This is a genomic window from Streptomyces sp. NPDC000404 (genome assembly GCF_040300365.1).
Classification (GTDB): domain Bacteria; phylum Actinomycetota; class Actinomycetes; order Streptomycetales; family Streptomycetaceae; genus Streptomyces; species Streptomyces ramulosus.
On the sequence record NZ_JBEPDN010000010.1, the window covers coordinates 264,251 to 279,791 of the forward strand.

A 15,541-nucleotide genomic window follows, 5' to 3' on the forward strand; every position below is an offset into this window, starting at 1 on the left:
GACCACCCGAGGAGCGCCATGCCCACCACGCCCCCGACCACCGGCCCGGCCCGCTTCTGGGAGGACCGCTACCGCTACCGCGAGCGGGTCTGGAGCGGCGACCCCAACCCGCTGCTGGTCCGCGAGGCCGCCGGCCTGACACCGGGCACCGCCCTGGAGCTGGGGTGCGGGGAGGGCGCCGACGCCGTCTGGCTCGCCGGGCGCGGCTGGCGCGTCACCGGCGTCGACATCTCCGCGACGGCGCTGGAGCGCGCGGCCGTCCACGCCGCCGAGGCGGGCGTCGCGGCGCGCACCGACTGGCAGCGCCACGAGCTGGGCGTCACCTTCCCGGAGGGGAGGTACGACCTGGTCAGCGCGCAGTTCCTGCAGTCGCCGGTGGCGCTGGACCAAGACCGCGTCCTGCGGCTGGCCGCCGCGGCGGTCGCCCCCGGCGGCACGCTGCTGCTGGTGCTGCACGGCGGCTGGCCGTCCTGGCAGGGCGAGCACGACCACCCCTTCGAGGCGGTCTTCCCGACGCTCGACGGCGTCCTGGAGCAGCTCGCGCTGCCGGAGACCTGGCGGGTGGTGACACGGGAGGCGGTGGAGCGCCCCGCACCCTCGCCCACCGGCGGGCCGGGGACCCGCGTGGACCTGGTGTGGCGGCTGCACCGTACGGCCTGACGCGCACGGGGTGACCGCCTCCGGGGCGGCGCGGCGGACTCTCAGCTCCGGCGGGGCCTCGCCCGGTCGAGGAGGAGCCGCTGGGCGCGCGGCAGACCGGCGACGACCAGGTCGTAGGAGTCCTCGATCATCTCCCGCACCAGTTGGTCGGGGAGCGCACCGGTCAGCGCGACGGTGTTCCAGTGCCGCTTGTTGAGGTGGTAGCCGGGGACGATCTCCGGGTGGGCGGCGCGCAGTTGCGGGGCCAGCTCGGGGTCGCACTTGAGGCTGACGGAGAGCGTTTCGGACGTCAGGTCCGTCAGCGCGAAGATCTTGCCGCAGACCTTGAAGACGGACAGATCCGGGCTGCTCGGGAACGGGAACTCCTCGCCCGCGCCGTTCTGTTCCAGGCAGACGGCGCGCAGCGCCTGGGCATCGATCATGGCGGCATTATGCCGGGCGGCGGCAGGGAGGCCCGGAGACCGGGAGGCCGGAAGCCTGGGAGGCCCGAGGCCCGAGGCCCGAGGCCCAGGCCCGCGGGCGTCGGGCGGTGGCCGCCGGGGAGCGGCGGGCCGTGCCCGGGGACGAACGTTCGCCCCGGACCGTCGCCCGCCCCCCTCGCCGTCAGCCGCTCCTCACCCGGCCGCCTCCCGCCGCATGCACAGCCGGGGCCACCGGTCCAGGCCCAGTTCCGCCTCGTGCGCCCGGATGGCGCGCAGGCCGGGTGTCAGCTCCGTGTCGGCGAGCGGGCGAAAGCCGAGGCGGGCGTAGTAGGGCGCGTTCCACGGCACGTCGCGGAAGGTGGTCAGGGTCAGCGGGCGGCCGCCGCCGTCGGCTGCGGCCCGGTCGATGAGCGCCTGTCCGATGCGGCGGTGGGCGTAGGCGGGGGCCACCGACACCTGCTCGATGTGGGTGGCGCCGTCGACCGGCTCCCACATCAGATACCCGGCCAGGCCGTCGCCCGGGCCGCCCTCCTCGTACGCCACGAGCAGCCGCCCGGCGCGCAGGCTCGCCGCGAGGACGCCGAGGGCGGGCGGTTCGTCCTCCGCGACGGCGGTCATGCCGATGTCGTGGAAGGGCGCGCCCGCGGCGCTCTCCAGGGAGCGCAGGGCGGGAAGTTCGGATTCGCGGGCCGGGCGGATGATCATCCGCGGAGTCTGCGCCGCCTGGCCGCTTCTCCGCAACCGGATTCCGGGGCGGGCGCGCCCGGGCCCACGGCCCGGGCGGCGGCGGGCCCCGTCAGCCGCCCGGCCGCGCGCCGTTGCGGATCAGCTCGTCCGCGGCGTCGTTGACCGGCTGCGGGGTGCCCGTCAGATCCATGACGAAGAGCGGGATGTGCAGGTCGTCGGCGCGGCAGCGGGCGTCGTGGGCGTAGCCGGCGAGGGAGAAGAAGACGGCGATGGCCGAGTCGTGGAGGCCGTTGAGCCAGACGCACTCGATCTCGCGCAGCGCCGTGGACCGCGTCGTCGGATCGACCTGCGCCACCACGCCGGTGCCCCGCAGATCCACCCCGGACGCCGTCCGCTCCTGGGTGCGGCGGACGTCGGTGAAGCCCAGCCACTTCAGGTACTGCGCGGCGGCGGTGACGCAGTCCCGGGCGGTGCGGATGGTGACCGGCCGGAACGCCGGGCGCAGCACCTGGGGCGGGGCGGCGGGTGCCGTACCGCGGCTGCCGGAGGCGGCGGCGTGCGGCGGTGCGGGCGGGACGGGCACCACCGGGATACGCACGACCGTGCCGCAGACACAGCCGGACTCCGGCGCCGGCCACTCGTCCTGGCGGCCGCAGATGTCGCAGCGCACCATCACCCAGGAACCCTGCCAGGTGCGGTGCACGATCTCGACGGGGACACCGCCGCGCAGCACCGGCACCGTCAACGGCGCCCCGCACGCGCAGGGGAAGGTCGGAGGGGTGAAGGCGTTCTCGCGGCGGCACGTGGGGCACCGCACCGGCACGCTGTCGGCCATGGTCGCTCCTGGCGTTCTATCGGTGGGCGGCGGTCTTCCGGCGCCGCACGCCCGCTGATTTCTGCCATCGTGCCCCCGAACAGGCCGTCAGGGGGCCAATTCGCGCCGATCGCGGCCGGTCGGCCGGGGACACCGGGGGAGCGTACGGCCCCCGCGGGGCACGGGTCCGGGCGCAGGGGGCGCGTGCCCCGGCGCGCGCGGCCGCTGTCGCGCGCCGCCTTCCCGCACACGTACGGCCCGGATCCGTGACCGTGCGGATCCGGGCCGTACGCGGGTGGTTCCCGTCCGGCGACGCGCGTTTCGGGCGCGACAGGACAGCGCGGCGCCGGACGGAGTGTGTGGGGTCGTGCAGAGGAGCGGGAGAGGCGGGCTCCGCGGCGGGGAGGGCGCGCCTGCCGGGCGCGCGCTGCCACCGCACTGGTCTCCCCGGGTACCGCGGAGCACCGCGCTTCCCTTCCGTACCGGCCGGCCACCCCTCAGCGGACCGGCCGGTACGGATGCGCGGGTAAACCGACCTCCCGTCAGTCCTCGCGCAGTTCGCGGACCTTCGCCTCGACGCGCCGGCCGTACTCGGGGTCGGCCGCGTGGAAGTGGGCGAGGTTCTTCTCGATGACGTCCTCGCGGCTGACCTGCGCGAGACCGCCGGCGATGTTGGCGATCAGCCGCTGCCGCTCGTCCTCGGACATCAGCCGGTACAGCTCGCCCGCCTGGAAGAAGTCGTCGTCCTTGGTGTGCGCGGGGGCCGCGTGGGTGCCGACGTGGCCGTCCACGGCGAGCGGCGCGGCGAGCGGCCGGTCGCTCTGCACGGGCCCGCCGTAGGAGTTGGGCTCGTAGTTCTTCGCGTGCCGGTCGTAGCCGTTGGTGACCATCAGGCCGTCGCGCCCGTAGTTGTTGGCGACGGTCGCCTTCGGGGCGTTCACCGGCAGCTGGGTGTGGTTGACGCCCAGACGGTAGCGGTGGGCGTCGGCGTAGGCGAAGAGGCGGCCCTGGAGCATCTTGTCGGGCGACGGGCCGATGCCGGGGACGAAGTTGTTCGGCGAGAAGGCGGCCTGCTCGACCTCGGCGAAGACGTTGTCGGGGTTGCGGTCCAGCACCATGCGGCCGACCCGCTGGAGCGGGTAGTCCCTGTGCGGCCACACCTTGGTGAGGTCGAACGGGTTGAAGCGGTAGTCCGCCGCCTCGGCCACCGGCATGAGCTGCACGTACAGCGTCCACGACGGGTACACGCCGCGCTCGATGGACTGCAGCAGATCGGTCTGGTGGCTGTTCGGGTCGGTGCCGGACAGCTCGGCGCCCTGCTCGGCGCTGAGGCAGCGGATGCCCTGGTTCGTCTTGAAGTGGTACTTGACGAAGAAGGACTCGCCCTGGGCGTTCGTCCACTGGTAGGTGTGCGAGCCGTAGCCGTTCATGTGGCGGTACGACGCGGGGATGCCGCGGTCGCCCATCAGCCAGGTGACCTGGTGGGTGGCCTCGGGGGCGTGGGCCCAGAAGTCCCAGACGTTGTCCGGCTCCTGCTTGCCGGTGAACGGGTCGCGCTTCTGGGAGTGGATGAAGTCCGGGAACTTCAGCGGGTCCTTGATGAAGAAGACCGGCGTGTTGTTGCCGACGAGGTCGTAGTTGCCCTCCTCGGTGTAGAACTTCACGGCGAAGCCGCGGGGGTCGCGCGCCGCGTCCGGCCCGCCGAGGTTGTCGGCGACGGTCGAGAAGCGGATGAACAGCTCGGTGCGCTTTCCGACGGTGTTCAGGAAGTCGGCGCTGGTGAAGCCGGTGACGTCGTCGGTCACCTCGAAGTGGCCGTAGGCGCCGGAGCCCCGGGCGTGCACGACGCGCTCCGGGATGCGCTCGCGATTGAACCGCGCGAGCTTCTCCAGCAGGTGCTGGTCCTGGAGGACGATCGGGCCGCCGACGCCGGCGGTGGAGGAGTTCTGGTTGTCGGCGACGGGGGCGCCGGACTCCGTGGTGAGAACGCGCGCGGTCGGCGTGGGCTTCGTCATGATGACCTTCCGTACGAGAGCGCGGAAGTTGGCTTCCGCATGTCGGGAGCGTAGGAACCGCCCCGACCAAACGTCAACAGTTTGTTGAAACAAGTGCGGGCAAAGAACTGCCGGTACGGCACGGGGTGTTCCGGACGGCGGCCGCGCCTGGGCGCGACAGGACAGGTGTCGGCGCGGACGCCGTCCGGAAGTCTCGGTGCCCGGGCCTCAGCCCGGGGCGGTGCGGGGCGCCGCCGCGGCGTACCCGGCCCGCACCAGGACCGGCCGCCGGGTGGAGACGGCTTCCTTACGGGCCCAGGCGAGCGCGGAGCGCAGCTCCTTCGGCCCGTCGGCGGTGCGGCCCGCGCAGCCGTACGCCGCGACGAGCTTCACCTGGTCGGTGAGGGACGCGTCCTCGGTGGACCCGTCCGCACCGGGACCCGGCCGGAGCCCGGCGCGGCCCGGCGGCATCAGCAGCACCAGCGGGACGCCGCGGTGCGCCGCGAGGGCCAACTCCCCGGCGAGCGCCGGGAAGCCGTGCGGATCGTCGAGCAGCACGACCACCTCCGCACCGTCCGCACCGGCCGGCTCCGCCGCGTCCAGCGCCGTGCGGACGCCGATCGCGGTGGGGATCTCCCAGCCCGGGGGACCGGCGGCGGTGGCCACCGCCCGCAGCCGGCCGCCCCCGGCCGCCGCATACGCCGCGGCGTCCGCCCCCACCAGGTAGGTCTCCGCCCCGCCCGCCAGCCATCCGGCGATCTCCGGGTGCGCCGCAGGCGGCGGCTCGGCGGGCGGCGCCGGCGGCCGGGCCGGGCCGGGCGGTGCGGGCGGCAGGTCGCCGGGCCCGCCCGCGGGGACGGTGGCGGTGGCGACCGCCGCCGGCAGCTCGATCAGCACCGGGCCCGCGCTCCCCTCCCGCGCGGTCCACAGCGCCTCCCGGAACGCCCAGGCCAGCCGGGCGGGTTGCTCGACGCGCACCGCCCACTTCACCAGCGGCCGCGCCAGCCGTACCGGGTCCGGCGCGCCGCTCGGGCCGGCCGGTGTGCCGGTGCCGACGACGCACACCAGCGGCACCGCATCAGCCAGGGCCACCGCCAGCGCCGGGAGCACCCGGGCGGCACCGGCGTCGCCCGGTACCGCCGCGAGCGCCGCCCGGCCCCGGACGCGGGACCAGCCGATCGCCATGTGCGGCGCGCTCTCCGCGTGCCGGACCGCGAGGCGCGCGATGCCGGCCGCATCGAGCGCCGCGTACAGCGGGTCGAGCGCGTCGCCCGGGCAGCCGAAGACCGTGTCGCAGCCCGCCCCGTGCAGGGCGCGGACCACGCCGCCCAGCGCGGGGACGCGCCGCGGCGCGCCGCCCATCAGGCGCCGGCGGAGTGCCCGGACAGCCGCTCCACGCCGCGCAGCAGGGCGGAGTGGTCGAGCCCGCCGTCGCCCTGGGCGCGCAGCGAGGCGACCAGATTCGCGACGACCGCGCCGACCGGCAGCGCCGCCCCCACGTTGCGGGCCGCGTCGGTGACGATGCCCATGTCCTTGTGGTGCAGATCGATCCGGAAGCCGGGGGCGAAGTCGCGGCTGAGGAAGTTCTCCTTCTTCCGCGCCAGGACCGTGGAGCCGGCCAGCCCGCCGCCGAGGACGTCGAGGGCCGCGCCGAGGTCGACGCCGGACTTCTCCAGGAAGACCACGGCCTCCGCGCACGCCTGGATGTTGACGGCGACGATCAACTGGTTGGCGGCCTTGACCGTCTGCCCCGAGCCGTGCGGACCGCACCGCACGATGGTCTTGCCCAGCGCCTCGAAGAGCGGCTTCGCCGCGTCGAAGTCGGCCTGCTCACCGCCGACCATGATCGACAGCACCGCCTCGACGGCACCGGCCTCACCGCCGGAGACCGGGGCGTCCAGCACCCGGATGCCCTTGGCGGCGGCCTTCGCGGCCAGATCGATGCTGGTCTGCGGGGTGATCGAGGACATGTCGATCAGCAGCGCGCCGTGCCGGGCGTTCTCCAGGATGCCGTCCGGGCCGTACGCGATGGCCTCGACCTGCGGGGAGGCCGGGACCATCGTGATCACCACATCGGCCTCGCGGACCGCCTCGGCGATCGACGCCGCGGCGGTGCCGCCGGCCGCGGCCAGCCGGTCGAGCTTGTCGGCCTCCAGGGTGTAGCCGGTCACCGCGTAACCGGCCTTGATCAGGTTCTCGGCCATGGGCGAGCCCATGATGCCGAGGCCGATCCATGCGATCTTGGGAAGGTTGCTCATCGTGAAGCCTCTTTCGCAGTCGGCAGGGGGCGGCGGGCGGGGTCAGTGCGCGGCGCGCAGCGGCGCGGGCAGCCAGCCGAACGCGCCCGCGGAGGGGCCGTCGCCGGGCTTGTACTCCAGGCCGACGTAGCCGTCGTAGCCGTTCTTCCGCAGCCGGGCGAGCAGACCGCCGAGGTCCAGGTCGCCGGTGCCGGGCGCGCCGCGGCCGGGGTTGTCGGCGATCTGGACGTGCGCGGTGCGGCCCGTGTAGCGGTCGATGACCTCGTCGAGGTCCTCGCCGTTCATGGACAGGTGGTAGAGGTCCATCAGGAAGCGGGCGTTGTCCAGGCCGGTCGCGGCGTTCACCGCGTCGACGACCTCGATCGCCTTCGGCGCGGAGACGATCGGGCAGCGCGGCGACTCGGGGACGTTCAGCGCCTCGATCAGCAAGGTGCCGTCCGCGCCGACCGCCCGCGCCGCGAAGGCGAGGTTCTCCAGCGCCAGCGCGTCCTGCTCGGCCGGGTCGACGCCCTCGACGCGGTTGCCGTAGAGCGCGTTGAAGGCGGTGCAGCCGAGCGAGCGGCCGAACGCCACCGCCACCGGGACGTTCGCCCGGAACCGCGCGGACTCCTCACCCGGCAGCGACAGCGCGCCGCGGTCCGGCCCCGGCAGCTGCCCCGCGTAGAAGTTCAGGCCGGTCAGCGCGGTGCCCGCATCGCGCAACGCGTCCCGCAGGGCGTCGAGTTGCGCCTGCTCGGGGACGGGCGCGTCGGTCCACGGCCACCACAGCTCCACCGCCGTGAACCCCGCGGCCCGCGCGGCCGCCGGGCGCTCCAGCAGCGGGAGTTCGGTGAACAGGATCGACAGGTTGACGTTGAAGCGTGTGTCCGTGAACCCCATGAGGCCCGACGCTCCTTCCGAGTGAGAGATCAAGGGCATGGCGCGTACTGAGTGAATATTCTGCATGGTGGAATATTCTTTCTGCGTAACGGAACAGTGCCTGGCGGTCTCGGCGGCTGTCAAGAGGGGGCCGGGGCATTTTCTGGTGGTGGCGGCGGTGCCCGCGTAGGTTGAGCGGCGTGCGATTGAGAGTGGAGTTCACGACCGAACCGTTCGATCTCGACGAGGCGCCCGCCCATGCGGTGGTGGCGCGCGAGGTCGTCACGGGCGCCGGGCTGGACGCCGTCGACGTCGGCCCGTTCGGCAACACCGCCGAGGGCGACGCCGGGCGGGTCCTCGACGCGGTGACCGCCCTGCTGCGCGACACCCTGGAGGCGGGCGCCACCCGCGTCTCCCTCCAGGTCAACGTGGTCGACGGCGCCGGGTCCGGGGAGGGCGCCCGGTGACGGAGCCCGCGGATCACCCGTTCGTCCGGGCGGTCAAGCCGCTGGTCGACGCGATGGGCGGGCAGATGGTCGCCCCTCAGCTCGCCCGCGGCGACGACGTCGTCCTCACCTGGGAGGGGGAGGAGCGGGTCGCGGTGCGGCTGCCGCATCTGTCGGAATCGCTCGATCATCTGCTGGCCGAGCTGGAGCGCCGCCACGGCGTGCCGCTGGCCGATCTCGACCGCAAGGCCAAGCAGTCCGTCGTCCGCATCCTGGAGACCCGCGGCGCCTTCTCCGTCCGCCACGGCGTGGAGACCGTCGCCGGCGCGCTGGGGGTCAGCCGCTTCACCGTCTACAACTACCTGAACAGGGAGAACGCCGCGAAGCGGGAGGACTGAGCCCGCAACGGCCCTATCACGGCGGCCGATTGGCGCGAGCCGCCGTCCGGAAAATCCGGGCGGCGGCTTTTGCGTTGCCGACTTTTCAACAAAGTGTTGACGTGATGTTGCCGGAGGTCTTAGCTGTTCCCCAGCCAAGCAGCCATCAGCATCAGGCCACGGAGGCTTCCCGTGTCTTCGAGTACGACCCCGGGCCTCGCCCGGTTCAACGCGGCCGACGACGGTACGGCACTCGCCGCACTGCACGAGGTCTGCGCCAGCAAGGCCTGGGGGAGCGCACTCGCCGCCCGCCGCCCGTACGCCACCACCGACGCCCTGTACGCAGCCAGCGACGCCGCCACGGCGGAGCTGACCGCGGACGACCTGGCGGAGGCGATGGCCGGGCACCCGCCCATCGGCAGGCCGAAGCCGGGCGATCCCACCTCCTCCCGCGAGCAGAGCGGCATGGCCTCGGCCTCCGCCGCGCTCAAGGAGGAGATGCTCGACCTCAACCTCGCCTACCAGGAGAAGTTCGGGCACGTCTTCTTGATCTGCGCCTCCGGACGCACCGGGGAGCAGATGAGGGACGCCGTCCGGGCCCGCCTCGGCAACGCGCCGGAGCAGGAACGCGCGATCGTCCGGGCGGAGCTGGGCAAGATCAACCGCATCCGTCTGCACCGTATGACGGAGACCGCCGAAGGAGACCCCGCATGAGCAGCGAGACGGCCGCACCGACGTCGGTGTCCACCCACATCCTGGACACCAGCGTGGGCCGCCCCGCCGAGGGCGTCGCCCTCACGCTCGCCGTGCGCTCGGGGCGCGACGGCGACTGGCACGCCCACGGTGCCTCCGCGACCGACGCCGACGGACGCTGCAAGGACCTGCCGGCCCTGCCGGCAGGCACCACCCACGTACGCCTCGACTTCGCCGTCGAGGGGTACTTCGAGTCCCGCCCCCGTCAGCAAGCCGAGGAACAGCAGGACGCCCCCCGCGTAAGGGACAGCGGTGCCTTCTTCCCGGAGGTGGCGATCACCTTCGCCGTCAACCCGGGCGAGCACTACCACGTACCGCTGCTGCTCAACCCGTTCGGCTACTCCGTATACCGAGGGAGCTAGCACCGACATGACCGCCAACCGCCCTGCCACGCCCCGCCTTGTGATGCTCGGCCAGAACCAGTACGGCAAAGCGGAGAACCGCGTCGTCAAGATCGTCCGGGACGGCGACACCCATCACATCAAGGACCTCAACGTCTCCGTCGCCCTCTCCGGCGACCTCGAAGAGGTCCACCTCTCCGGCTCCAACGCCAACTGCCTCCCCACCGACACCACCAAGAACACGGTGTACGCCTTCGCCAAGGAACACGGCATCGAATCGGCGGAGCAGTTCGGCATCCACCTCGCCCGCCACTTCGTCACCAGCCAGGAACCGATCAAGCGGGCCCGCATCCGCATCGAGGAGTACGCCTGGGAGCGGATCGCCACCTCCGACGGCAACTCCCGCTTCATCGGCGCCGACGACGTCAAGCACTCCTTCGTCCGCAAGGGCCAGGAGACCCGCCTGACGGAGATCACCTACGACGGCGAGCGCTGGCAGATCATCTCCGGTCTGAAGGACCTGGTCGTCATGAACTCCACCCACTCGGAGTTCTGGGGCTACATCAAGGACAAGTATACGACGCTCAAGGAGGACTACGACCGCATCCTCGCCACCGAGGTCTCCAGCCGCTGGCGGTTCAACTGGACCGACGACGACCAGCGGATGCCCCACTGGGAACGCTCCTACGCCCAGGTCAAGAAGCACATGCTGGAGGCGTTCGCGGAGACCTACAGCCTCTCGCTCCAGCAGACCCTGTACCAGATGGGGTCCCGCATCATCAACAACCGTTCCGAGATCGACGAGATCCGCTTCTCGCTCCCGAACAAGCACCACTTCAAGGTGGACCTGGAGCCGTTCGGTCTCAAGAACGATGCCGCCGACGGCGCCGTCTACTACGCGGCGGACCGCCCGTACGGCCTGATCGAAGCCACTGTTCTGCGCGACGGTGTCGAAGCCCTGATCCCCCAGGATCTGACCAACCTCTGACGGCTTGGACGCAGCGCCGTGCCCAGGGGCGTGTCCGCGAAGCCCCGTCACGATCCGCTTGCGGACGGACGACGGGCCGCACGGACACGCCCCAGCGTCCCCTCCCCGCGCCCAGGGGGGAGGGGACGCGCATCCTCGAGGGGACCCACCCATGGCACAGCACCCGCACGACCGGCACCAACCCGCCCCCGCCGTCCACCCCGTGGACGAGAAGCCGGGGCCCAAGCGGCTGATTCCCGCCGCCCTCCAGCACATCGCCGCGATGTACGCCGGCGTCGTCACCCCGCCGCTCATCATGGGCCAGGCCGTCGGGCTGGACGCCGCCGGCCGCACCCGCCTCATCGCCGCCGGCCTCCTGATCGCCGGCTGCGCCACCCTCCTGCAGACCCTCGGCATCCGCAAGGCCGTCGGCAACCGCCTGCCCTTCGTCAACGCGGCCAGCTCCGCCGGGATCACCCCGATGCTCGCCATCGCGGAGACCACCGCCAAGGGCCACCAACTCCCCGCCATCTACGGGGCGGTGATGGTCGCCGGGGTCTTCTGCCTCGCCGTCGGCCCGTTCTTCGGCAGACTGCTCCGCTTCTTCCCGCCGCTGGTCACCGGCGTGGTCATCACCCTCATCGGCGTCACCCTCATGCCGGTACCGGTCGGCTGGGCCCAGGGCGGCGACAAGAGCGCCCCCGGGTTCGGCGACATGAAGAACCTCGCCCTCGCCGCCTTCACCCTCCTGGTGATCCTGCTCATCCAGCGCTTCGCCAAGGGCTTCGGCAAACAGGTCGCCCTGCTGCTCGGCCTGGTCATCGGCACCCTCGCGGCGCTCCCCTTCGGCATGGCCAGCCTCGACGGGCTGCGCTCCGCGCCCGTCGCCGCACTGCCCACCCCCTTCGCCTTCGGCCCGCCGGAGTTCCAGCCCGCCGCGATCCTCTCGCTCTGCATCGTGATGCTCGTCCTGATGACGGAGTCCGCCGCCGGGATGCTCGCGCTCGGCGAGATCTGCGACCGCCGCTGCGACGGCGCCACCCTCACCCGCGGGCTGCGCACCGACGGCCTCGCCACCCTCCTGGGGCCCGTCTTCGGCGGCTTCGCCACCAGCGCCTTCGCCCAGAACGTCGGCGTCGTCTCGCTGACCCGGGTCCGCAGCCGCTACGTGGTCGCCGCAGCAGGTGGCACTCTCCTGGTCCTCGGGGCGTTCCCGGTCCTCGGCGCGGTCGTCTCGCTCGTGCCGATGCCGGTCCTCGGCGGCGCCGGGATCGTCCTCTTCGGCTCGATCGCCGTCAGCGGCATCCGCACCCTCGCCGAAGCCGGGCTCGACGACAGCTCCAACATCATCCTGGTGGCCGTCTCACTCGGCGCCGGCATCATCCCGCTCGCCGCGCCGACCTTCTACGCCGGCTTCCCCGCCTGGGCACAGACCGTCCTCGGCTCCGGCATCAGCGCCGGCGCCCTGGTCGCCGTCCTGCTCAACCTGTTCTTCCACCATCTCGGCACCCGGCGCACCTCACGGACAGCGGTACTGTCAGCCGCCCCGTCCGGCTCCGGCACTCAAATCTCCTAGGGCCCTGCCGTGCCCGACCGCCGCAGTGAAAGCAGGAAGTCCCATGACAGCACCGGCAGCACCGACAGCGCAGGCAGCACCGGCATCCCCTGACCGCGCGACCGGGCGGATCGTCATCGAGAACTGCGCCGTCGCGACCGTCGACGCCCACGACACCGTCCACCCCACCGGACACGTCGTGATCGCCGGCCACACCATCGAGGCGGTGGGCGCGGGCCCGGCGCCCGCGGGCCTCGCGCACGTCACCCGCCGCATCGACGGCACCGGCCACCTGGTCACCCCCGGGCTGGTCAACACCCACCACCACTTCTACCAGTGGATCACCCGCGGCCTGGCCACCGACCACAACCTCTTCGACTGGCTGGTCGCGCTCTACCCGATCTGGGCCCGGATCGACGCGCCGATGCTGGCCGCCGCCACCCAGGGCTCCCTCGGCATGATGGTCCGCGGCGGCGTCACCACCGCCTGCGACCACCACTACGTCTTCCCGCACGACGCCGGGGACCTCGTCGCCGCGGAGCTGGAGGCCGCCGCCGCGATCGGCGCCCGGCTCACCCTCGCCCGCGGCTCGATGGACCGCAGCGAGAAGGACGGCGGACTGCCCCCGGACTTCGCCGTCGAGACCACCGAAGGCGCCCTGCTCGCCACCGAGGAGGCGATCGACACCCACCACGACGCCTCCTTCGGCTCCCTCGTCCACCTCGCCGCCGCCCCCTGCTCCCCCTTCTCCGTCTCCACCGAACTCCTGCGGGAAAGCGCCGAGCTGGCGCGCCGCAAGGGCGTGCGGATGCACACCCACGGCTCGGAGACGGTGGAGGAGGAGAAGTTCTGCCACCAGCTGTTCGGCATGGGCCCCACGGCCTATTTCGAGACCACCGGCTGGCTCGGCGAGGACGTGTGGATGGCCCACTGCGTCCACATGAACGACGCCGACATCGACGCCTTCGCCCGCAGCGGCACCGGCGTCGCCCACTGCCCGTCGTCCAACGCCCGCCTCGCCGCCGGCATCGCCCGCGTCCCCGACATGCTCGCCGCCGGCGTCCCCGTCGGCCTCGGCGTGGACGGCACCGCCTCCAACGAATCCGGCGAACTCCACACCGAGCTGCGCAACGCCCTGCTCATCAACCGCCTCGGCGCCCACAAGGAGGCCGCGCTCACCGCCCGCAAGGCGCTGCGTCTCGGCACCCACGGCGGCGCCCGGGTCCTGGGCCGCGCCGGCGAACTCGGCTCGCTGGAGCCCGGCAAACTCGCCGACCTGGTGCTCTGGAAGCTCGACGGACTCGCCCACTCCTCCATCGCCGACCCCGTCACCGCGCTGGTCTTCGGGGCGGCGGCACCGGTGACCCTCTCCCTCGTGGGCGGCCGCCCGGTCGTCGAGGACGGGCACCTCACCCGGGTCGACGAGGACACCGTCGCCCGCGCCGCCCGCGACGAGGCGCGGCGCCTGACCCGGATCGCCGCCGGGGACTGACCCCGCGGCACCGCATCCGTGGCGCCGCCGGTGACCGGCGGCGCCACCCACCGAACCCGACCGGGAGGGACGGCTCCCGGCCGGGCTCGCGGAACCCCAGCGGCTCCGCGAGCGCCCGACCCCGGGGACGCGGGGCGCACCCCGCGTCCCCGGGCCCCGGGACCACCGCCCCGCCACGGCCGTGCCGCCACGAGCACCGCACCGCCGCCCTCCGCACTCCGCCCACCGGCGTCCCGTACTCGCCGCCCACCCGCGCGGTCATCTCCGTACACCCCCCACCGCGCCGGCATCCCCGAGCGCGCGCACCACCCGCACCACTCCCTCCGTGACAGCAAAGCGCCCGCTCCCCGCAGGAGCCGCGCGGAAATCGACAGGAGGCCCGCAGTGGCCGCAACGCCGGGGTCGGACCGGAGCACCCATCCGGTCGACGAACTCCTCCCGCCCCTCAAGATGTTCACCAGCGGTCTGCAGCACGTGGCCGCCATGTACGCGGGGGTGGTCGCCCCGCCGATGATCGTGGGGCCGGCCTGCGGGCTGAGCCCCACCGAGACGGCGTTCCTGGTGGGCGCCAGCCTCTTCACCGCGGGCATCGCCACGCTCCTGCAGACCCTCGGCTTCTGGAAGGTCGGCGCCAGACTGCCCTTCGTCAACGGGGTGTCGTTCGCCGGGGTCACCCCGATGGTCGCCATCGGCAAGGCCCAGGGACCGGAGCATGCGCTGCCGGTCATCTTCGGCGCGATCATCATCGCCGGGGTGCTGGGCTTCTTCCTCGCCCCCTACTTCTCCAAGCTGGTCCGCTTCTTCCCGCCGGTGGTCACCGGCACCGTCATCACCCTCATCGGCGTCTCCCTGCTGCCGGTCGCCTTCAACTGGTCCCAGGGCGGCGACGCCTCGGCACCCGGCCACGGCTCGCTCACCAACATCGCGATGGCGGCGGCGACGTTCGTGATCGTGCTGGTGCTGCGGCGGGTGCTGCGCGGCTTCCTGCGGCAGATCTCCATCCTGCTCGGGCTGATCGCCGGCACGCTGCTGGCGATCCCCGTCGGCCTCACCGACTTCGCGGCGCTCTCCGGCGCCGCCCCGCTCGGCTTCCCGACGCCGTTCCACTTCGGCGCACCGCAGTTCAACGCCGCCGCCGTCGTGTCGATGTGCATCGTGATGCTGGTCTGCATGACCGAGTCGACCGCCGACATGCTCGCCCTCGGCCGGATCGTCGGCCGCCCCGCCGACGAGCGGACCATCGAGGGCGGCCTGCGCGCCGACACCCTCGGCACCGCCCTCAGCCCGCTCTTCAACGGCTTCGCCACCAGCGCCTTCGCGCAGAACATCGGGCTGGTCGCGATGACCAAGGTCCGCAGCCGCTTCGTGGTGGCGGTCAGCGGCGCGATCCTGCTGGTCCTCGGGCTGTGTCCGGTGGCCGCCTCGGTGATCTCGCTGGTGCCGCTGCCGGTGCTGGGCGGTGCGGGCATCGTGCTGTTCGGCTCGGTCGCCGCCAGCGGCATCCAGACGCTCGCCACGGCGGCGCTGGAGAAGGGCGAGAACGCGCTGATCGTCGCCGCCGCCGTCGGCATCGGCCTGATCCCCATCGCCGCGCCGGACTTCTACCACGCCTTCCCCAAGGACCTGCTGGTCGTCCTGGACTCCGGCATCAGCACCGGCGCCCTGATCGCCCTCGTCCTCAACCTGGCCTTCAACCACCTCGGCGGCCGGCCCGCGGAGCCCGCCGCCGCGGACGCAGCCACGGGCGAGGGCGACGGACCCCCGCCGCCCGCTCCGGCGGACCCCCCGGCCGCCGCCCCGACCGTCCCGCCGCAGCCCGCCCGCCGCTCGGCCGACGACGCACCCCGGCTCCCCGGCCACCGCCGCTGAACGCAACCGGCGGCCCGCGCCGGAACGGCCTCGGCCGTCTCCGCCGCG

The 15,541-nt window shown here is 73.2% G+C and carries 16 protein-coding genes; 9 read left to right on the forward strand and 7 right to left on the reverse strand.

All coding sequences use genetic code 11. From position 1 onward, the window contains the following. The first annotated feature begins 18 nt into the window (after positions 1–18). Positions 19–660: a class I SAM-dependent methyltransferase gene (locus ABT345_RS21120; RefSeq protein ID WP_345085777.1), complete on the forward strand. Its 642-nt coding sequence runs from the start codon at positions 19–21 to the stop codon at positions 658–660. Between the two features lie 41 nt (positions 661–701). Here the strand turns inward: ABT345_RS21120 and ABT345_RS21125 are convergent, their stop codons facing one another. The 7 genes from ABT345_RS21125 to ABT345_RS21155 all read right to left on the reverse strand — a co-directional run bounded on the left by ABT345_RS21125 (position 702) and on the right by ABT345_RS21155 (position 7,714). After that, entirely contained in the window at positions 702–1,082 is a 381-nt protein-coding gene (locus tag ABT345_RS21125; RefSeq protein WP_345085779.1) for an MmcQ/YjbR family DNA-binding protein, read from the reverse strand. A gap of 192 nt (positions 1,083–1,274) precedes the next feature. Next, on the reverse strand, positions 1,275–1,787 hold the full coding sequence (locus ABT345_RS21130; protein WP_345085781.1) for a GNAT family N-acetyltransferase: 513 nt from the start codon (positions 1,785–1,787) through the stop codon (positions 1,275–1,277). A 91-nt stretch (positions 1,788–1,878) separates the two neighbouring features. Then, positions 1,879–2,604: a hypothetical protein gene (locus ABT345_RS21135; protein ID WP_345085783.1), complete on the reverse strand. Its 726-nt coding sequence runs from the start codon at positions 2,602–2,604 to the stop codon at positions 1,879–1,881. A 521-nt stretch (positions 2,605–3,125) separates the two neighbouring features. Next, entirely contained in the window at positions 3,126–4,598 is a 1,473-nt protein-coding gene (locus ABT345_RS21140) for a catalase (RefSeq protein ID WP_345085785.1), read from the reverse strand. A gap of 207 nt (positions 4,599–4,805) precedes the next feature. Continuing rightward, entirely contained in the window at positions 4,806–5,939 is a 1,134-nt protein-coding gene (locus ABT345_RS21145; protein WP_345085787.1) for a thiamine pyrophosphate-binding protein, read from the reverse strand. Next, complete coding sequence (locus tag ABT345_RS21150; RefSeq protein WP_345085789.1) at positions 5,939–6,835, reverse strand: 2-hydroxy-3-oxopropionate reductase; 897 nt, start codon at positions 6,833–6,835, stop codon at positions 5,939–5,941. Before ABT345_RS21150 ends, ABT345_RS21145 begins: the two co-directional genes overlap by 1 nt. Before the next feature lie 42 nt (positions 6,836–6,877). Continuing rightward, positions 6,878–7,714, reverse strand: a complete 837-nt coding sequence (locus ABT345_RS21155) for a TIM barrel protein (RefSeq protein ID WP_345085791.1) — start codon at positions 7,712–7,714, stop codon at positions 6,878–6,880. 191 nt (positions 7,715–7,905) lie between these two features. Here ABT345_RS21155 and ABT345_RS21160 point away from each other — a divergent pair, with 191 nt between their 5' ends. From ABT345_RS21160 to ABT345_RS21195, 8 genes are all read left to right on the forward strand, one after another. Beyond that, positions 7,906–8,160, forward strand: coding sequence for a YkoF family thiamine-binding protein (locus tag ABT345_RS21160; protein ID WP_345085886.1), 255 nt, complete (start codon positions 7,906–7,908; stop codon positions 8,158–8,160). Further along, positions 8,157–8,537 (forward strand): helix-turn-helix domain-containing protein, encoded by a 381-nt coding sequence (locus ABT345_RS21165; RefSeq protein ID WP_345085793.1) that lies wholly within the window; start codon positions 8,157–8,159, stop codon positions 8,535–8,537. The genes ABT345_RS21160 and ABT345_RS21165 overlap by 4 nt, the downstream gene beginning before the upstream one ends. A 171-nt stretch (positions 8,538–8,708) precedes the next feature. Next, positions 8,709–9,230 carry a 2-oxo-4-hydroxy-4-carboxy-5-ureidoimidazoline decarboxylase gene (uraD, locus tag ABT345_RS21170; RefSeq protein WP_345085795.1) on the forward strand — a complete coding sequence of 174 codons (522 nt, stop codon included), beginning with the start codon at positions 8,709–8,711 and terminating at the stop codon, positions 9,228–9,230. Continuing rightward, positions 9,227–9,631: a hydroxyisourate hydrolase gene (gene uraH / locus ABT345_RS21175; RefSeq protein WP_345085797.1), complete on the forward strand. Its 405-nt coding sequence runs from the start codon at positions 9,227–9,229 to the stop codon at positions 9,629–9,631. The genes uraD and uraH overlap by 4 nt, the downstream gene beginning before the upstream one ends. A 7-nt stretch (positions 9,632–9,638) precedes the next feature. After that, complete coding sequence (gene pucL, locus ABT345_RS21180) at positions 9,639–10,598, forward strand: factor-independent urate hydroxylase (RefSeq protein ID WP_345085799.1); 960 nt, start codon at positions 9,639–9,641, stop codon at positions 10,596–10,598. Positions 10,599–10,749: 151 nt separating this feature from the next. Further along, positions 10,750–12,153 (forward strand): nucleobase:cation symporter-2 family protein, encoded by a 1,404-nt coding sequence (locus ABT345_RS21185; RefSeq protein WP_345085801.1) that lies wholly within the window; start codon positions 10,750–10,752, stop codon positions 12,151–12,153. Positions 12,154–12,196: 43 nt separating this feature from the next. Continuing rightward, positions 12,197–13,624 (forward strand): 8-oxoguanine deaminase, encoded by a 1,428-nt coding sequence (locus ABT345_RS21190; RefSeq protein ID WP_345085803.1) that lies wholly within the window; start codon positions 12,197–12,199, stop codon positions 13,622–13,624. A 384-nt stretch (positions 13,625–14,008) separates the two neighbouring features. Continuing rightward, a complete protein-coding gene (locus ABT345_RS21195) occupies positions 14,009–15,493 on the forward strand; it encodes a nucleobase:cation symporter-2 family protein (RefSeq protein WP_345085805.1) in 1,485 nt (494 codons plus the stop codon). Positions 15,494–15,541 lie beyond the last annotated feature (48 nt).